Consider the following 14,538-nt stretch of genomic DNA (forward strand, 5'->3'; position numbering starts at 1 on the left):
AAAAATTCACTCAAAAATAGCACCAAGCTTATATTTTGGGAATTTTTTTGCACATAAAACCGCTAACCCTAAAAAAATGAGCAAAATATTGCTCATCAGGTCGTGGTGATGGCGCGAGTGTTAACGCCGATTTATGTGCCGGCAGCCTTGTTCTTGGCTTCGATCCAGCGGCTCATGAATTCCTCGGCACGATGCTCGGTGCGCCTCAGGATGCGCCCCCAAATATTGCGCTTGCGATGCTCCTGCAGGTTCGCGGTGATATTTTCCAGTCGCTCGATAAATGCCGCCGCATGCTGCGTGTAGCAAAAGTTGTCGGCAAGTGCGCGGCAGCCGGCATCGCGCACCCTGAGCCATGCGGTTTTGTCCTGATAGAGGCGCGCCGTGGTTTGCGCAAACTGATCCGCATCGTCACTGAGCGGGTATCCCCAATCGCCCTCACCGGCCATGGATTCGGCGCCTACAGGTGTGGTAACCGTAGGTGTGCCGGAGAGCCAGCCGTCCAGAATTTTGCCTTTCTGCCCGGCGCCGAAGCGCAGTGGCGCCAGGTTCAGTCGGTAGCGCGCAAGCGTGGTCAGGGCGTCGTCGGCGCGCCCGTAAATGCGCAAGCCTGTCTTGGGACTGGTGAGTCGATGCATCGCGTGATCCGAGTAGGCGCCGTATACGTGGCACTCCACACCGGGCAGCAGTGGGTGCAGTCGCGGCCAGATGGCCTCGGCAAACCAATTGGTGGCATCGCGGTTGGGGGCGTGTTTGAACCCACCGATCATCACCAAGTGGCGGCGCGCGTCAAAGCCCGGCAATGAATTCATATCGGGCAGTTCCCGCACCAGGAAGGGCAGGTAGTACAGCTGCCAGTCCGGCAGGGCGAAGTGCTGTTTCAGCAGCTCCACCTCGACTTGCGAAATCATTACCGCGAGATCGCAGCGCGCCATGGCCGCCACTTCGCGCTCGGCGATGGGGTGAAACAGGTCCAGTGGTTGCCCGCTTTTCAGTGCCTGGTGGCGCGCCTCGCGCAGGCTGTGGAAATCGCTGGTGTCGAGCAGGGTGACCGCTTTCGGGCACTGCGCGTGTACCCGCCAGCCAAACTGTTCCTCCATGACAAAGCGATCGTAAATCACCAGTGCGGGATCCAGTGCGCGCACCCAGGCATCAAAACGGTCGTCGTTGACCGCGATCTGATGCTCGCCGTAACCTGTGCTGGCCTGAAATGGTGTGGGCTGTGCGGGGCTGGCGATTTCAATCCGGTAGCCCGCCTCCGCCAGTAGATCGAGAATATCCAGCGTGCGCCGGCCGGCGGCGGTAGACGCTGGCTCGGGCCACTGCTTGGCGAGCAGCAGTGCGGTTTTGCCCGGCATGCCGGAAGACACCTGAAAACTATTCGATATTCTGCACCTGCTCCCGCATCTGCTCGATCAGCACTTTCAGCTCCACCGCGGCCTGGGTGGTATCGGTCACCACCGCTTTTGACGACAACGTATTCGCCTCGCGATTGAACTCCTGCATCAGGAAATCCAGACGCCGGCCGATGGGACCACCGTTTTTAAGCACCCGGCGGGTCTCGGTGATGTGGGCGTCCAGGCGGTCGAGTTCTTCGTCGACGTCGGCCTTCTGTGCCAGCAGGGCGATCTCCTGCTCAATGCGGTCCTTGTCGATTTCCTCCAGCAGCTCCTGCAGGCGGGTTTTCAACTTCTCGCGCTGGTTCTGCAGTATCTGCGGCAGCAGCGCGCGCACCTTTGCGACCTGTTCGCCGATGCCCTTGATGCGCGCTTCGATAAAGCCAGCCAGTTCCGCCCCCTCGCGCTCGCGGTTGTCCACCACCTGCGTCAGCGCCTGTTGGAAGCCGTCGAGGATGGCGCGGGCCTGTTCGGCGGTGTCGGTTTCCGGCTCGGCGATGACACCCGGCCACTTGAGTACTTCCAGCGGATTGAGTGGCTGGCTTTCCGGGGTCACCTGCATTGCGGCCCTGACCAGTTCCTCGACCAGCGCCTGATTGATCTGCAGGCCGGTTACTTCACCGCTGTTGGCCTTGAGGTTCAGGGTCATTTCTACCTTGCCGCGGTTCAGGTTCTTGCGCAGCAGCTCGCGCAGTTTGGGCTCCAGTGCGCGGGCGGCTTCCGGCAGGCGGAAGTGGGGCTCCAGGTAGCGATGGTTGACGGAGCGCATTTCCCACACGGCGGTGCCGGTGGAGTAGTTCACTTCCGCGCGCCCGAAGGCGGTCATGCTGCGCACTTTGTCGTTGGCCATAATGCCGTGCTCCAGAAAAGCTTTGCAGGCACCTCTGAAAATCTACTGCGGATGTGCCTGGCGGCGCCCGCTCGCAGCGGTTTTTTAAAGGTGCCCTGGAATCGGGGTGGAAAAAAGAGCGGCAAAGCATAGCACAGGGTGATAGCCGGATTTGATGGCTATAATGGCCGGCCTTGAAGGATCTTATTTGATAGAACATGAGGTGTTATATGCAGCGACCGAGCGGCCGCAAACCAGAGCAACTGCGCGATGTGCGCATCACCCGCCACTACACCCGTCACGCGGAGGGGTCGGTGCTGGTGGAGTTCGGCGATACCAAGGTGCTCTGCAACGCGTCGGTTGAGGCGGAAGTTCCGCGGTTTTTGCGCGGTAAGGGCAGTGGCTGGTTTACCGCGGAGTACGGCATGCTGCCCCGCTCTACCGGCTCCCGGATGGGGCGCGAGGCGGCGCGCGGTAAGCAGGGCGGGCGCACGGTGGAGATCCAGCGTCTTATCGGCCGCTCCCTGCGCGCAGCGGTAGATTTGACGCTGTTGGGCGAACACCAGATCACTCTCGACTGCGATGTGATCCAGGCAGACGGTGGCACCCGCACCGCATCCATCACCGGCGCCTGTGTGGCGCTGGTGGATGCCATTCGCTATATGCAGCGGGAGAAAATGATTGCCACCGATCCGCTGAGAAATATGGTGGCGGCGATTTCCGTGGGCATCTACGGCGGTGTACCGGTGCTGGATCTGGATTACCCGGAAGATTCAAACGCCGACACCGATATGAATCTGGTGATGGCGGAAGACGGCGGCATGATTGAGGTGCAGGGCACCGCGGAGGGCGCGCCGTTCTCCGAGCAGCAGTTTGCCGAAATGCTGGCGCTGGGCAAGGCGGGCATCCGCGAGCTGATCGAGATCCAGAAAAAGGCGCTGGCAGAGTAGTCAGGCCGTCACTTCAAAAACAGGCGGACTTTGCCACTTCAAGTGGCGGGCCGCCGCCCGTTTTGTCATAGGCTGTTCTCCAGGTTCGCTCCAGGAACCTCAACCAAAATAGCGAGAGAGCCGATGACAAGAATGTCCCTTGCTGCGGTGTTTGCCGCGTTGGTGACCGGTGCGCTGCCCATCGCTGCGCAGGAAACCCGCGAGGAGCCGAGCGCCCGCCACAAGCACTACCACGAGCCTGACGTCGGCGATCAACCCTCGCCCACAGGTAGCCTCGCCCCCCGCCTGCAGAATCTCGGCAAACACACCTTCCCGGTGAGCTGCGCCTCTGAGAAGGGGCAGCAGTACATCAATCAGGGCGTGAACCTCGCCTACGGTTTCAACCACGCGGAAGCCGGCCGTTCGTTCCGCGAAGCGGCGCGGTTGGACCCGGATTGCGCCATGGCCTACTGGGGGCAGGCGCTGGTGCTCGGGCCAAACATCAATGCGCCGATGGATCCGGAGGCAGAGCCGCAGGCGCGCGAGCTGGTACGCAAGGCGCAGGCCCTGGCGAGCAGTGCCAGTGCACGGGAGCGCGCGCTGATCGAGGCGCTGAGTAACCGCTATACCGGTGACCCGACGGAGCGCAAAAAGGCGGATGTGGCCTATGCCGCAGCCATGGCCCAGGTGGCGCAGAAGTATCCCGACGATCTGGATATCGCCACCCTGTACGCGGAGTCGATGATGGACCTGCGGCCGTGGAATTACTGGATGCGGGACGGCACACCCTATGCAGGCACCGAGGAAATCGTCGCGCTGCTGGAAAAGGTGATGGCGCAGAACCCCGAACACCCGGGTGCCCTGCACCTGTATATCCACCTGATCGAACCCACCGACACACCGGAGCGCGCGGAAAAAGCCGCGGATACCCTGCGCGGCCTGATGCCTGGCGCCGGCCACATCGTGCATATGCCGGCACATATCTACCAGCGTGTCGGCCGCTACGCGGATTCCGCGAGTGCCAATGAGCGCGCCATTGCCGCGGACGAGGATTACATCAGCCAGTGCCGCGCCCAGGGCCTTTACCCCATGGCCTATTACCCGCACAACCTCCACTTCCTGTGGTTCGCCACCACCGCCCAGGGGCGCAGTGCCGCGGCGATCGACGCCGCAGAAAAGACCGCGGCGCAGGTCAGTGATGAATCCCTCGCGCAGATGCCGATGCTGGCGGGCTTCCGCGTAATTCCCTACTGGTCGCTGGCGCGGTTTGGCAAATGGGATCAGGTGCTGGCGCTGCCGAAGCCGGCGCAGGACCCGTTCCTCACCGGTGCCTGGCACTATGTGCGCGGTCTCGCCTTCATCGGCAAAGGGCAGCTGGACCGTGCGGAAGCGGAACTGAAGCAGGTGCAGACCATTGCCGCCAGTCCATCGCTGGACTACGCGATGTTCTCGCCCAACAGCGCCAAGCAGATTCTGGCCATCGCACCGGAAGTGCTGGCAGGGGAGCTGGCGGCGGCGAGAAAGGATTACGCCACCGCGATAGGTCATCTTGAGCGTGCGGTGCGCCTTGAAGAGGGGCTTGTGTATACCGAGCCGAACGAGTGGCACTATCCGCCGCGGCTTGCGCTGGGGGCCATTTTGCTGGCCGCGGGGCGCCCGGCGGAGGCGGAAACGGTGTACTGGCAGAACCTGTCGCGGTACCCGGCCAATGGCTGGGGCCTGTTCGGGCTTGCCCAGGCGCTGCGCGCCCAGGAAAAAACGGAGGAGGCGGCATTGATTGAGGGCCGCTTCCAGCGCGCGTGGCGCGACGCTGATATCAAGCTTGCGGCTTCCCGTATCCAGTAAATAAAAACGGGCGCATCGAGTTCTCGATACGCCCGTTTTAGTGCCCTATTCAGCCCGGCTCAGGCGACCATCAGACTTCCAGATCGTAATCCATGATCACCGGCAGGTGGCTGGAGAACGCCACATTCTTGTTAATGGCGCCGTACTCGATCTTGTTTTTCAGCGTCTGGGAGACGATCTGCATGTCGGTGCGCCAGCCATCGCCCTCGCCCACCTTGCCGCTCGGCCACCAAGTAAACTCATCGGGGTCTTTCACGATGCGGCGGAAGGCGTCCACGTAGCCGATCTCGTTGAACAGCTGGTCGAGCCAGCGCTGCTCGTGGCGCATGAAGCCGGGGGTGTCCTGGTGGTCCTGCCAGTTCTCCACATCGGCGCGGCGGTGCGCCATGCCCCAGTTGCCGCAGAAGATGAAGTCGCGGCGTTTGCGGCTGATCTTGGCCAGATGTGCCTGCATATCGTCGAAAAACTGCACTTTCACTTCCAGCGAGGCCTCATCAGTCGCCACCGGAGCCAGCAGTGAGCCGACGCTCAGGCGTTCGAAATCCGCCTGTAGGTAACGGCCGTACATGTCGACGCCATTGGCAAAGCCCATGCCGTAGATCAGTGCCTTGGGCTGGGCGCGCGTATAGATGGCGACGCCATTCTCGTGGGGAGTGCCGGAATCGAAGAAATAGCTGTAGTAACCGTCCGGATGGAAAATGGGATGATCCAGTTCCGGTTCCAGTGAGCGCAGATCCTGCAGACAGATGATGTCCGCGTCCTGATCTGCCAGCCAGTCGTAGAGCCCGCGCTGTGCCGCCTGGTGCACTCCATCCACGGACAAACTCACTATTCGCATTATTAGCCCCTTACCAGCGGACTGTGTAAAATTGCAGTCGTTATTCGTCTGAACATTCTATGATCGTCGCCCCCATTTTCCGGGGGTTATCCTTCACCTTAGCCAATAGTTATCAAATTGCCATGCAGCAGTACCAGCGCGACTTTATTGAACTGGCCCTGGAGCACGATGTGCTCTGTTTCGGAGATTTTACGTTGAAATCCGGGCGCCAGAGTCCCTACTTCTTCAACGCCGGCCGTTTCCACAGCGGCGCAGCGCTCGCCGCACTGGGCAATGCCTACGCGGAGGCGATTATTGCCTCAGGTGTGGAGTTTGATGTCATTTTCGGGCCGGCCTACAAGGGCATCCCGCTGGGTGCGGTGACCGCGGTGGCACTGGCGCAGAAAGGCGTAGACAAACCCTTCTGTTACAACCGAAAAGAGGCCAAGGACCACGGCGAGGGCGGAACCTTAGTGGGTGCGCCGCTTAAAGGCAAGGTTTTGATCATTGACGACGTGATTACTGCGGGTACCGCGGTGCGCGAAGTGATGCAGATCATCCACTCCCAGGGAGCCGAGCCCGCCGGGGTGGTGATTGGCCTGAACCGTCAGGAGAAGGCTGGGGAGGATTCCGAGCTGTCGGCGATCCAGCAAGTAGAAAGGGAATACGGCATTCCTGTGATCGGCATTGTGGAACTGGACGATATTATTTCCTATCTTAAGTCGCAGGCCGCCAGCGACGAGCTGTTGCAGCGGATCATCGACTATCGGCAGCGCTATGGCGTAAGTTCTGAGGGCTGAACTTCAGAGCTCGTCATAGGAATGAGGCGCGTGAAACGGCTTCTGCTGACCCCAAAATAATTGGCGCGCATATATTAATGACGAGGCAGGCGTGAAAACCGCATTTGCGCTGGCAATGGCCGGCGTCCTTCTGACACTGGATGCCGGCGCTTCCACTCAGGGGTGGGATGGCAGGAAGCTGTACCGCTACACCAACGAACACGGCGTACAGGTGCTGGATGATCAGGTACCTCCCCGTTACGTGGCCGGTGGTTATGAGATTTTGACCTCAACCGGGCGGGTGCTGGAGGTGGTGGCGCCAGAGCTTACCGGCGAGCAATTGGCGGAAAAGGAGCGCCGCGAGGCGCGGGAGGCGGCGGACCTGCAACTGCTCAAGCGCTACAACAGCGTTGCCGACATAGAGTCCGCGCGCAAGCGCAAGCTCGCCATCGTGCAGCAGGACATGGCGATCCTGCGTTCCAACATTGCCTCCCTGAACCGCCAGATCGAACACGAAGAGTCCACTGCCGCGCGCACCCAGCGCAATGGCGGTGCCGTAGCACCGGAACTGCTGGAGCGGATCGCGAATCTGCGCAAGGAAGTCGAAGTGGTCAGCGAGCGTCTCTCTCTGCGGGAAAAAGAAGCCCAGGCGATCAACAGCGAGTTTGACCTCGCCGCCAGTCGTTATCAGGAAATAGCCGGCAAATAATTGGTTTGCCGGCAGCAGTGCCGCCACAGCAGCCTAAACAGAACTGGCTTAACCCTGCGCAGCCAGCGCACTCTCCCTGAAGAATCCAGCAACCAGTACCGGCCACTGCTCTGCCCAGAATTCCGTCGGGCGGCGTTTGAAGCCGCTGCGCACATACTGGACGATGCGGCCCTCGGCGCTTGCCAGCAACAGGTTGGCGGCGGCGGTCAGTGGGATCGCGGGGCGCAGCTGTTCGCGCAGCTCCGCTTCGCGCAGGATCTGCTTCAGCTGGGTTTCCAGGCGGTCGAACAGTTGCAGAATGCGGCTGTGCAGGCGCTCGGTCTCGCCGGTGAGGGCGTCGCCGGTGAGCAGGCGGGTGATACCGGGGTTGCGTTCGCAGAAGGCCAGCACCAGGTGCAGGATTTTCTGGCAGCGGGCGAGCGCGGTGGGCTCGTCCTGCATGATGATCTTGATGCGGCTGAAGATGGTCTCTTCGATAAATTCGATCAGCCCCTCAAACATCTTGGATTTGCTGGGGAAGTGGCGGTAGAGCGCCGCTTCGGAGAATCCCACTTCCTTGGCGAGTGCCGCCGTGGTGATACGGGCGCCGGGACTGGCCTCCAGCATATGGGCCAGGGCCTGCAGTATCTGCTGGCGCCGATTGATTTTTTCGCTGCTCATTAACTGCCTTTACCCGGAATATTCAGCCGGGAACTGATTTTGTTGTTGTGCCGGAATTGTTCTCATTGGTCGGCTCAGCGGCAATTCCGGGATGGGGAGCGTCAGAAACCCGCTGGAATTTGCCGAAAGCCCGTTAACCGGCGCCAGAATCCTAACGATTCGGCGCCACGGCATCAATTGTTAGTGACCGTTAACAACTGGAATGTGACCAGATTCACGTCTCTTCTTGAGGTTTGTTGTTGGTGATCAGGGTGCCGACGCCGCTGTCGGTGAAGATCTCCAGCAGTACCGCGTGGGGCACGCGACCGTCGATGATATGGGCGGAGGTCACACCGCCCTTCACCGCATCCAGGGCACAGGCGATCTTTGGCAGCATGCCGCCGTAGATGGTGCCGTCGGCGATCAGACCGTCCACCTCCAGGGTGGACAGGCCGGTGAGCACCTTGCCGTCCTTGTTTTGCAGCCCTGCCACGTTGGTGAGCAGCATGAGCTTCTCCGCCCTCAGGTACTCGGCGATCTTACCCGCCACCAGGTCGGCGTTGATGTTGTAGGACTCGCCCTGTTTACCCACGCCGATGGGGGCAATCACCGGGATGAAGTCGCTGTTGATCAGCATCTCGATCACGTCGGTGTTGACGCTCTCCACTTCGCCCACGTGGCCGATATCAATGATTTCGGAGGCGTGCAGACCGGCGGTTTCCTCCTGGCGGCGCAGCTTTCTGGCGCGGATCAGCAGGCCGTCCTTACCGGTTACACCCACCGCGCGGCCGCCGTTTTTATTGATCAGGTTGACGATCTGCTTGTTCACGGTTCCGCCGAGCACCATTTCCACCACGTCCATGGTCTGGCTGTCGGTGACGCGCATGCCGTCCACAAAGCGGGATTCGATACTGAGCTTGTTCAGCAGGTCGCCGATCTGCGGGCCGCCGCCGTGCACCACCACCGGGTTCATACCCACCAGCTTCATCAGGATCACGTCGCGCGCGAAACTGTTTTGCAACTCCTCGTCCACCATGGCGTTGCCGCCGAATTTGACCACCACGGTCTTGCCGATAAAGCGCTGGATGTAGGGCAGCGCCTCGTTGAGCACCTGCGCGACGCGCAGGGCGGATTTCTGATCCAGAGACATAGCGTTTTCCTTACTGCATGAGCGAGACGACCGGCCCGGCAATACCTCAGGTCAGACCTGAGGCAGCGCCAGGGCGGGATCGAGTTTGTGGAGCTGTGCGGCCACCAGCGCGCGGATGCGCGCGAGAGCGGCCTCGTTGTCGGCTTCAAAGCGCAGGGTCAGCGCGGCACTGGTATTGGACGCGCGCACCAGGCCCCAGCCATCGGCGAATTCTATGCGCAGACCATCGATGGTATTGAGGTCTGCATGCTCAAATTTAGCCTCTTTGCGCAGGCGGTCGATGAGTGCGAATTTAGCATTTTCCGGCACCGGCAGCAGGATTTCCGGGGTATTCACCATGTGTGGCAGGGAGTCGAGCAGTTCGTCCAGGCTCTGCTCGCGCAGCGCCATGATTTCCAGGATACGCGCGGCGGCGTAGATACCGTCGTCGAAACCGTACCAGCGATCCTTGATAAAAATATGCCCGGAGAGTTCGCCGCCGAGCGCGGCGCCGGTTTCCAGCATCTTGGTTTTCATCGGCGAGTGGCCGGTTTTCCACATGATGGGGCGGCCGCCGTACTGAGTGACCAGATTGGCCAGTGCGCGGGTGCTCTTCACATCAAACACGATATCCGAGCCCGGATTGCGCGCGAGAATATCCCGCGCCAGCAGCATGACAAGCTGGTCCGCCCACACGATGCGGCCGCTGCCGGTAATGAGGGTGACGCGGTCGCCGTCGCCGTCGAGGGCAATCCCCAGATCGGCACCTTCCGCCTTCACCTTCTGGATCAGGTCCTGCAGGTTTTCCGGGCGCGATGGGTCCGGCGCGTGGTTGGGGAAGTTGCCGTCTATTTCGCAGTAGAGGGTTTCCACCTGACAACCCAGTTGCTCAAACAGCTCCGGCGCCAGTTCCGAGGTGGCGCCGTTGCCGGCGTCGATGACGATGCGCGGCTGCCCCGCCAGCGCGACGTCGTTGAATATCTCGTCGATATACAGGCCGCTCACATCCTGGAAGTTGTGGCTGCCCTGGCCGCTGGCAAACTGGATGGTCTGCATCATGGCGCGCAGTTTCTGCAGTTTTTCCTCCGCTAGCGGGCGGCCCTTCATCACAATCTTGAAGCCGTTGTACTCCGCCGGGTTGTGACTCGCGGTGACCATCACGCCGCTGTTCGCGTTCTTGCTGCGGGCGCAGGCGAAGTACAGCAGTGGCGACGGCACCAGGCCGAGATCCACGGTGTCGCAACCGCTTTCCAGAATCCCCTCAATCAGGCAGTCGCGCAACAGCTCGCTGCTGTTGCGGCCGTCGCGCCCCACCAGCAATACGTCCTGCCCGGACTGTTTGGCGATACTGCCCAGCGCGCGGCCCAGCTGGTAGGCAAATGGCTCGTTAATCTCCTCGCCGGCGACGCCGCGGATATCGTAGGCGCGGAACACGTGGGCGGGGATTTCGGTGCTCGGGGTGCGCATCAAATCGCCGCGATCCGGCTCCTCTGCCTGTGGCGCCGCTGGCGCCGGTGCGGTGGCCACCGCGGTGCTGACGTTTTCCGACGCGGCAGGGGTTTTTTGCAGGTCTTCCTTGCGCAGCCCCGCTTTCGTCGGAGCGCGGCTGCCGCGGGCGGCTTTCTCCCAGGGCGCCGCGCCGCCGTCGGCGGGCATCAGTTTCCACAATCCGAACAGGCTGCCCAGAAGACCAAGCAGGGCGATGCCGTACACCAGACCGGCGGGAATGCTGTGGTTGGCGGCGAACGCCGACGACGGCGTAAAGACGATTTTGAGATAGGTGCCGGGCACTGCGGCGCTGGCGGCAGCACTCTGCACTTCCGATCCCTCGGCTGGAGAGCTCCACAGCGACCGCGCCGGACCGTCGGGGAACTGCTGATTGATCTGGATGGCACCGGCACTCAGGTCCAACTGGCGGAGCGCGCGCTCGAACACGTCGAATGGCTGGCTCACCAGCAGTGCGCCATCGGCCTCGGCGCGAGCGCTGTAGAGCTGCCACTGGTTCTGGCCGTCGCGCAGGAACTCCGGCTTTGGATTGCCCTCTTCGCGGCTGCGCTTCAGCAGATCCACCAGGGCAAAGTTGAGCGGCGGCTGGCCCGCGCCCACATGCAACTGCTCCGGGGTAAAGAACTGCAGTGATGCCTGGCTGGGCTCGCCGGCCGTAGAGCGAATGCTGGATTTCCGCAGCGGCTTCAGCCCGCGCAACTGCTGTAAGCGCTGGGCGAAAAACTGCTGCAGTTGCAGCGCGTGGTTATCGGCCACCTGTTGCGCGGCCCGCTGCACACTGTCGGTATTGCGCCCTTCGATTACCTTGGTCATCAGCAGGTGGCTACCGCCCAGCCACACTGCGGCGGCGAACAGGGCGGGCAGCGTCAGACTACTGTGCCACAGCGGTTTTCTTGCGGATTGATTGGCAGATTGATTGTTTGAAGCCACGACGGTTTTACGTCTCCCCAGCCTTTCCAGGCCAGTACCCTGACCGGTCCAGTATTTTCTGAATCTTGTGTGTTGTGGTGTTGTACAGCGTTGATTTCTTTCTTATTTATTTTTATTTCTTCGCAAAGGCCCTGTCTGCAATCAGTGTCACCAGTTGGCTGGCGAGCTCCGTCTTGAGCGCCGGCGGCAGCGGCTGGCGGCCGCTGCGGTCGATGAGGATCACCTCGTTGCGGTCGCTGTTGAATCCACCTTCCGGGTCACTCACATCGTTGGCCACGATCATGTCGAGATTCTTGCGCGCGAGTTTGCCCTCGGCGTGCTCCACGACGTTCTCCGTCTCCGCGGCGAAGCCCACCACGAACGGGCGCTTGTCGCTGCGCGCGGCGATGGTGGCGACGATATCCGGATTTTTCACCAACTGCAGCACGTCGTGGTCGTCGCCCTCGCTCTTTTTGATCTTCTGTGAAGAGACTACTTCGGGGCGGAAGTCCACCACTGCGGCGGCGGCGATAAACAGGTCGCAGTCATCCGCCGCGCGCTCGGCGGCGGCGAGCATTTCCTCGGTACTGATGACGTCCACGCGGTTTACCCCGGCGGGCGTGGCGAGGCGCACCGGCCCGGCTATCAGGGTAACCTCGGCGCCCGCGCGGGCGGCAGCGGCGGCGATGGCAAAACCCATCTTGCCCGAGCTGTGATTGCTGAGGTAGCGCACCGGGTCCAGGGCCTCGCGGGTGGGGCCGGCGGTGATGGCGACTTTTTTACCGGCGAGGACCTGTTCCGGGGCTAGCTGCTGGATCAGTCCGTCGACGATTGCCAGCGGCTCCAGCATACGCCCGGGGCCCACGTCGCCGCAGGCCTGGCTGCCGGCATCCGGTCCCAGCAGGGTAACGCCGCGGCTTTGCAGCGTCTGCATATTGGCCTGGGTGGCGGGATGACGCCACATGGCCTGATTCATCGCCGGCGCGAGCACCACGGGCGCTTCGCTGGCGAGGCACAGGGTGGTGAGCAGGTCGTCGGCCATGCCGGCGGCGAGCTTCGCCATCACGCTGGCGCTGGCCGGAGCAATCAGGATCACATCGGCCCACTTGGCCAGTTCGATGTGCCCCATGGCGGCCTCGGCGGCCGGGTCCAGCAGGTCGGTGTGCACCGGGTTGCCGGAAAGCGCCTGAAAGGTGAGCGGGCGCACGAACTCCTGGGCACCGGCGGTCATGACCACGCGCACGGTGGCGCCGCGATCCTGGAGCCGGCGTACCAGGTCGGCGCTTTTGTAGGCGGCGATACCGCCGGTCACGCCAAGCAGTATCCGTTTATCGGCCAGAGAGGGCATATTCGGTGGTTCCGGAACTCTGAGAACGCGTAAGATTACCATCTTAGTGTCCGGGGCCATATGGCCCATTGGGTGCGCGTTCGGGCTCACATTGGACGTGGGCATTTACTGTTTCCAGGGAGGGACTATGGCGATTACGGATTGGCCGGCGGAGGAGCGTCCGCGGGAGAAGTTGCTGGCGCGAGGCGCGGAGGCGCTGTCGGATGCGGAGCTACTGGCCATTTTCCTGCGCACGGGGTTGCCGGGGGTGTCGGCGGTGGATCTGGCGCGGCAGTTGTTGTCGGATTTCGGTGGGCTTAGACCTTTGTTGGAGGCGGATCGCAAGGCGTTCTGTGCCGGCAAGGGTCTGGGGGATGCGAAGTTTGTGCAGTTGCAGGCGGTGCTGGAGATGGGGCGCCGCCATCTGGCAGAGCGTCTGAAGCGCTCGGATGCGCTGACGAGTCCGCAGGCGGTGCGTGACTATTTGGCTGCGCAGCTGCGCCACCGCACCCGGGAGGTGTTCTGCTGTCTGTTTCTGGACAGCCAGCACCGGGTGATTGCCTATGAGGAGTTGTTTGAGGGTACGTTGAATGCGGCGAGCGTGTATCCCCGCGAGGTGGTGCAGGCGGCACTGGCCAAGGGAGCTGCGGCGGTTATTCTGGCGCACAACCACCCGTCGGGGGTGAGTGAGCCCAGTCAGGCGGATATTCATATTACCCAGCGGTTAAAGGATGCTTTGGCGCTGGTGGATATCCGGGTGCTGGACCATCTGATTGTCGGTGAGGGGGGAGGTTGTTCCTTTGCAGAACGAGGTCTCATTTAACCCCCGGCACTCGACCTTCGCGTCACGTCACGCGCTTCGAAGCTAGCCCGTTATTGGATCTCGGCGCCCAGTGGCCAATCAGACAGCAAAAACATTGATCAAAACTTGCCCCCCATAGGGTGTTCTGGTATAAAACGCCGCTCTTTGCGGCCGGGCCAGATTCTGTACAGATCCCGCGGTCCGCTGGATAACGAATTTAGTCCCTGCCCCGCCCTTGAGCTGAGGGCACGAGAGTTTTAAAGAGGCCAATCAGATGTCCAAGGTATGTCAGGTAACCGGTAAGCGCCCGGTAACCGGAAACAACGTTTCTCACGCCAAAAACCGCACCAAGCGTCGCTTCGTGCCGAACCTACAGTCCCACCGTTTCTGGGTGGAAGCAGAGAAGCGCTTCGTTAAGCTGCGTGTATCCACCAAAGGCATGCGTATTATCGATAAGAAAGGTATCGATAGCGTACTGGCCGAGCTGCGCGCGCGCGGCGAAAAAGTTTAATTGCTGCTCTGACAGCAGATTGGAGATAGAACAATGCGTGACAAGATTCGTCTGAATTCCAGCGCCGGCACCGGCCACTTCTACACCACTGACAAGAACAAGCGCAACATGCCTGAGAAAATGGAGATCAAAAAATACGATCCCGTTGTTCGCAAGCACGTTGTGTACAAGGAAGGCAAAATCAAGTAATTGATTGCCTTGCTAGTTCACGAAAAAGCCCGGTTTTCCGGGCTTTTTTGTGCCTGAAAGAACCCAACCGTCGATGCGAAGGCTTCGATAGGGATGGCCCTTTGCCAGACCGTCTGCGGCCTGGATGGCCGCAGCCGAGCCCCCATGGATGGGTTTACGGCGTGTCTGGCAAAGGGCCATCGCTAGCGGAGCCGCCACTGAACTACCTAGTGGCTACCCGGAAC

14 protein-coding genes are annotated in these 14,538 nt (G+C 61.4%); 7 read left to right on the forward strand and 7 right to left on the reverse strand.

All coding sequences use genetic code 11. The annotated features are described in order from the left end of the window. Positions 1-131: 131 nt before the first annotated feature. Together FDY93_RS02660 and FDY93_RS02665 are read right to left on the reverse strand one after the other, a co-directional pair. Entirely contained in the window at positions 132-1,355 is a 1,224-nt protein-coding gene (locus FDY93_RS02660; RefSeq protein ID WP_138234209.1) for a glycosyltransferase, read from the reverse strand. A 19-nt stretch (positions 1,356-1,374) separates the two neighbouring features. Continuing rightward, positions 1,375-2,244, reverse strand: a complete 870-nt coding sequence (locus FDY93_RS02665) for a YicC/YloC family endoribonuclease (RefSeq protein ID WP_138234210.1) — start codon at positions 2,242-2,244, stop codon at positions 1,375-1,377. Between the two features lie 209 nt (positions 2,245-2,453). On the opposite strand from FDY93_RS02665, the gene rph reads away from it, so the two are divergent. Both rph and FDY93_RS02675 read left to right on the forward strand, forming a co-directional pair. After that, positions 2,454-3,173 (forward strand): ribonuclease PH, encoded by a 720-nt coding sequence (rph, locus tag FDY93_RS02670; protein ID WP_138234211.1) that lies wholly within the window; start codon positions 2,454-2,456, stop codon positions 3,171-3,173. A gap of 123 nt (positions 3,174-3,296) precedes the next feature. Continuing rightward, positions 3,297-4,997, forward strand: coding sequence for a tetratricopeptide repeat protein (locus FDY93_RS02675; protein WP_181954056.1), 1,701 nt, complete (start codon positions 3,297-3,299; stop codon positions 4,995-4,997). Between the two features lie 70 nt (positions 4,998-5,067). Here FDY93_RS02675 and FDY93_RS02680 read toward each other — a convergent pair whose 3' ends face one another. Beyond that, complete coding sequence (locus FDY93_RS02680; RefSeq protein ID WP_138234212.1) at positions 5,068-5,835, reverse strand: exodeoxyribonuclease III; 768 nt, start codon at positions 5,833-5,835, stop codon at positions 5,068-5,070. A 122-nt stretch (positions 5,836-5,957) separates the two neighbouring features. On the opposite strand from FDY93_RS02680, the gene pyrE reads away from it, so the two are divergent. Both pyrE and FDY93_RS02690 read left to right on the forward strand, forming a co-directional pair. Beyond that, the gene (pyrE, locus tag FDY93_RS02685; RefSeq protein ID WP_138234213.1) at positions 5,958-6,614 is read left to right on the forward strand and encodes an orotate phosphoribosyltransferase; all 657 of its coding nucleotides are present in this window, start codon (positions 5,958-5,960) and stop codon (positions 6,612-6,614) included. A 91-nt stretch (positions 6,615-6,705) separates the two neighbouring features. Then, complete coding sequence (locus FDY93_RS02690) at positions 6,706-7,302, forward strand: hypothetical protein (RefSeq protein ID WP_138234214.1); 597 nt, start codon at positions 6,706-6,708, stop codon at positions 7,300-7,302. Positions 7,303-7,350: 48 nt separating this feature from the next. On the opposite strand, the gene slmA is transcribed toward FDY93_RS02690, so the two are convergent. From slmA to coaBC, 4 genes are all read right to left on the reverse strand, one after another. Then, on the reverse strand, positions 7,351-7,962 hold the full coding sequence (gene slmA, locus FDY93_RS02695; protein WP_138234215.1) for a nucleoid occlusion factor SlmA: 612 nt from the start codon (positions 7,960-7,962) through the stop codon (positions 7,351-7,353). Between the two features lie 214 nt (positions 7,963-8,176). Continuing rightward, positions 8,177-9,091 carry an acetylglutamate kinase gene (gene argB, locus FDY93_RS02700; RefSeq protein ID WP_138234216.1) on the reverse strand — a complete coding sequence of 305 codons (915 nt, stop codon included), beginning with the start codon at positions 9,089-9,091 and terminating at the stop codon, positions 8,177-8,179. A gap of 51 nt (positions 9,092-9,142) precedes the next feature. Beyond that, on the reverse strand, positions 9,143-11,506 hold the full coding sequence (locus FDY93_RS02705; RefSeq protein WP_246068431.1) for a phosphomannomutase/phosphoglucomutase: 2,364 nt from the start codon (positions 11,504-11,506) through the stop codon (positions 9,143-9,145). Positions 11,507-11,618: 112 nt separating this feature from the next. Then, positions 11,619-12,833: a bifunctional phosphopantothenoylcysteine decarboxylase/phosphopantothenate--cysteine ligase CoaBC gene (gene coaBC, locus FDY93_RS02710; protein WP_138234217.1), complete on the reverse strand. Its 1,215-nt coding sequence runs from the start codon at positions 12,831-12,833 to the stop codon at positions 11,619-11,621. Between the two features lie 127 nt (positions 12,834-12,960). Here coaBC and radC point away from each other — a divergent pair, with 127 nt between their 5' ends. The 3 genes from radC to rpmG all read left to right on the forward strand — a co-directional run bounded on the left by radC (position 12,961) and on the right by rpmG (position 14,314). After that, positions 12,961-13,635: a RadC family protein gene (radC, locus tag FDY93_RS02715; RefSeq protein ID WP_138234218.1), complete on the forward strand. Its 675-nt coding sequence runs from the start codon at positions 12,961-12,963 to the stop codon at positions 13,633-13,635. 253 nt (positions 13,636-13,888) lie between these two features. Beyond that, positions 13,889-14,125 carry a 50S ribosomal protein L28 gene (gene rpmB / locus FDY93_RS02720; RefSeq protein ID WP_105102497.1) on the forward strand — a complete coding sequence of 79 codons (237 nt, stop codon included), beginning with the start codon at positions 13,889-13,891 and terminating at the stop codon, positions 14,123-14,125. Between the two features lie 33 nt (positions 14,126-14,158). After that, complete coding sequence (rpmG, locus tag FDY93_RS02725; RefSeq protein WP_105102496.1) at positions 14,159-14,314, forward strand: 50S ribosomal protein L33; 156 nt, start codon at positions 14,159-14,161, stop codon at positions 14,312-14,314. Positions 14,315-14,538: the final 224 nt, after the last annotated feature.

It is taken from the genome of Microbulbifer harenosus, assembly GCF_005771435.1.
In the GTDB taxonomy this organism is placed as follows: Bacteria; Pseudomonadota; Gammaproteobacteria; order Pseudomonadales; family Cellvibrionaceae; genus Microbulbifer; species Microbulbifer harenosus.

Excerpts from the sequence above, each read along its gene's own strand:
- FDY93_RS02660 (WP_138234209.1), bottom strand. The coding sequence starts at position 1,355 with ATGCCGGGCAAAACCGCACTGCTGCTCGCCAAGCAGTGGCCCGAGCCA.
- FDY93_RS02665 (WP_138234210.1), bottom strand. The coding sequence starts at position 2,244 with ATGGCCAACGACAAAGTGCGCAGCATGACCGCCTTCGGGCGCGCGGAA.
- rph (WP_138234211.1), top strand. The coding sequence starts at position 2,454 with ATGCAGCGACCGAGCGGCCGCAAACCAGAGCAACTGCGCGATGTGCGC.
- FDY93_RS02675 (WP_181954056.1), top strand. The coding sequence starts at position 3,297 with ATGACAAGAATGTCCCTTGCTGCGGTGTTTGCCGCGTTGGTGACCGGT.
- FDY93_RS02680 (WP_138234212.1), bottom strand. The coding sequence starts at position 5,835 with ATGCGAATAGTGAGTTTGTCCGTGGATGGAGTGCACCAGGCGGCACAG.
- pyrE (WP_138234213.1), top strand. The coding sequence starts at position 5,958 with ATGCAGCAGTACCAGCGCGACTTTATTGAACTGGCCCTGGAGCACGAT.
- slmA (WP_138234215.1), bottom strand. The coding sequence starts at position 7,962 with ATGAGCAGCGAAAAAATCAATCGGCGCCAGCAGATACTGCAGGCCCTG.
- argB (WP_138234216.1), bottom strand. The coding sequence starts at position 9,091 with ATGTCTCTGGATCAGAAATCCGCCCTGCGCGTCGCGCAGGTGCTCAAC.
- coaBC (WP_138234217.1), bottom strand. The coding sequence starts at position 12,833 with ATGCCCTCTCTGGCCGATAAACGGATACTGCTTGGCGTGACCGGCGGT.
- radC (WP_138234218.1), top strand. The coding sequence starts at position 12,961 with ATGGCGATTACGGATTGGCCGGCGGAGGAGCGTCCGCGGGAGAAGTTG.
- rpmB (WP_105102497.1), top strand. The coding sequence starts at position 13,889 with ATGTCCAAGGTATGTCAGGTAACCGGTAAGCGCCCGGTAACCGGAAAC.
- rpmG (WP_105102496.1), top strand. The coding sequence starts at position 14,159 with ATGCGTGACAAGATTCGTCTGAATTCCAGCGCCGGCACCGGCCACTTC.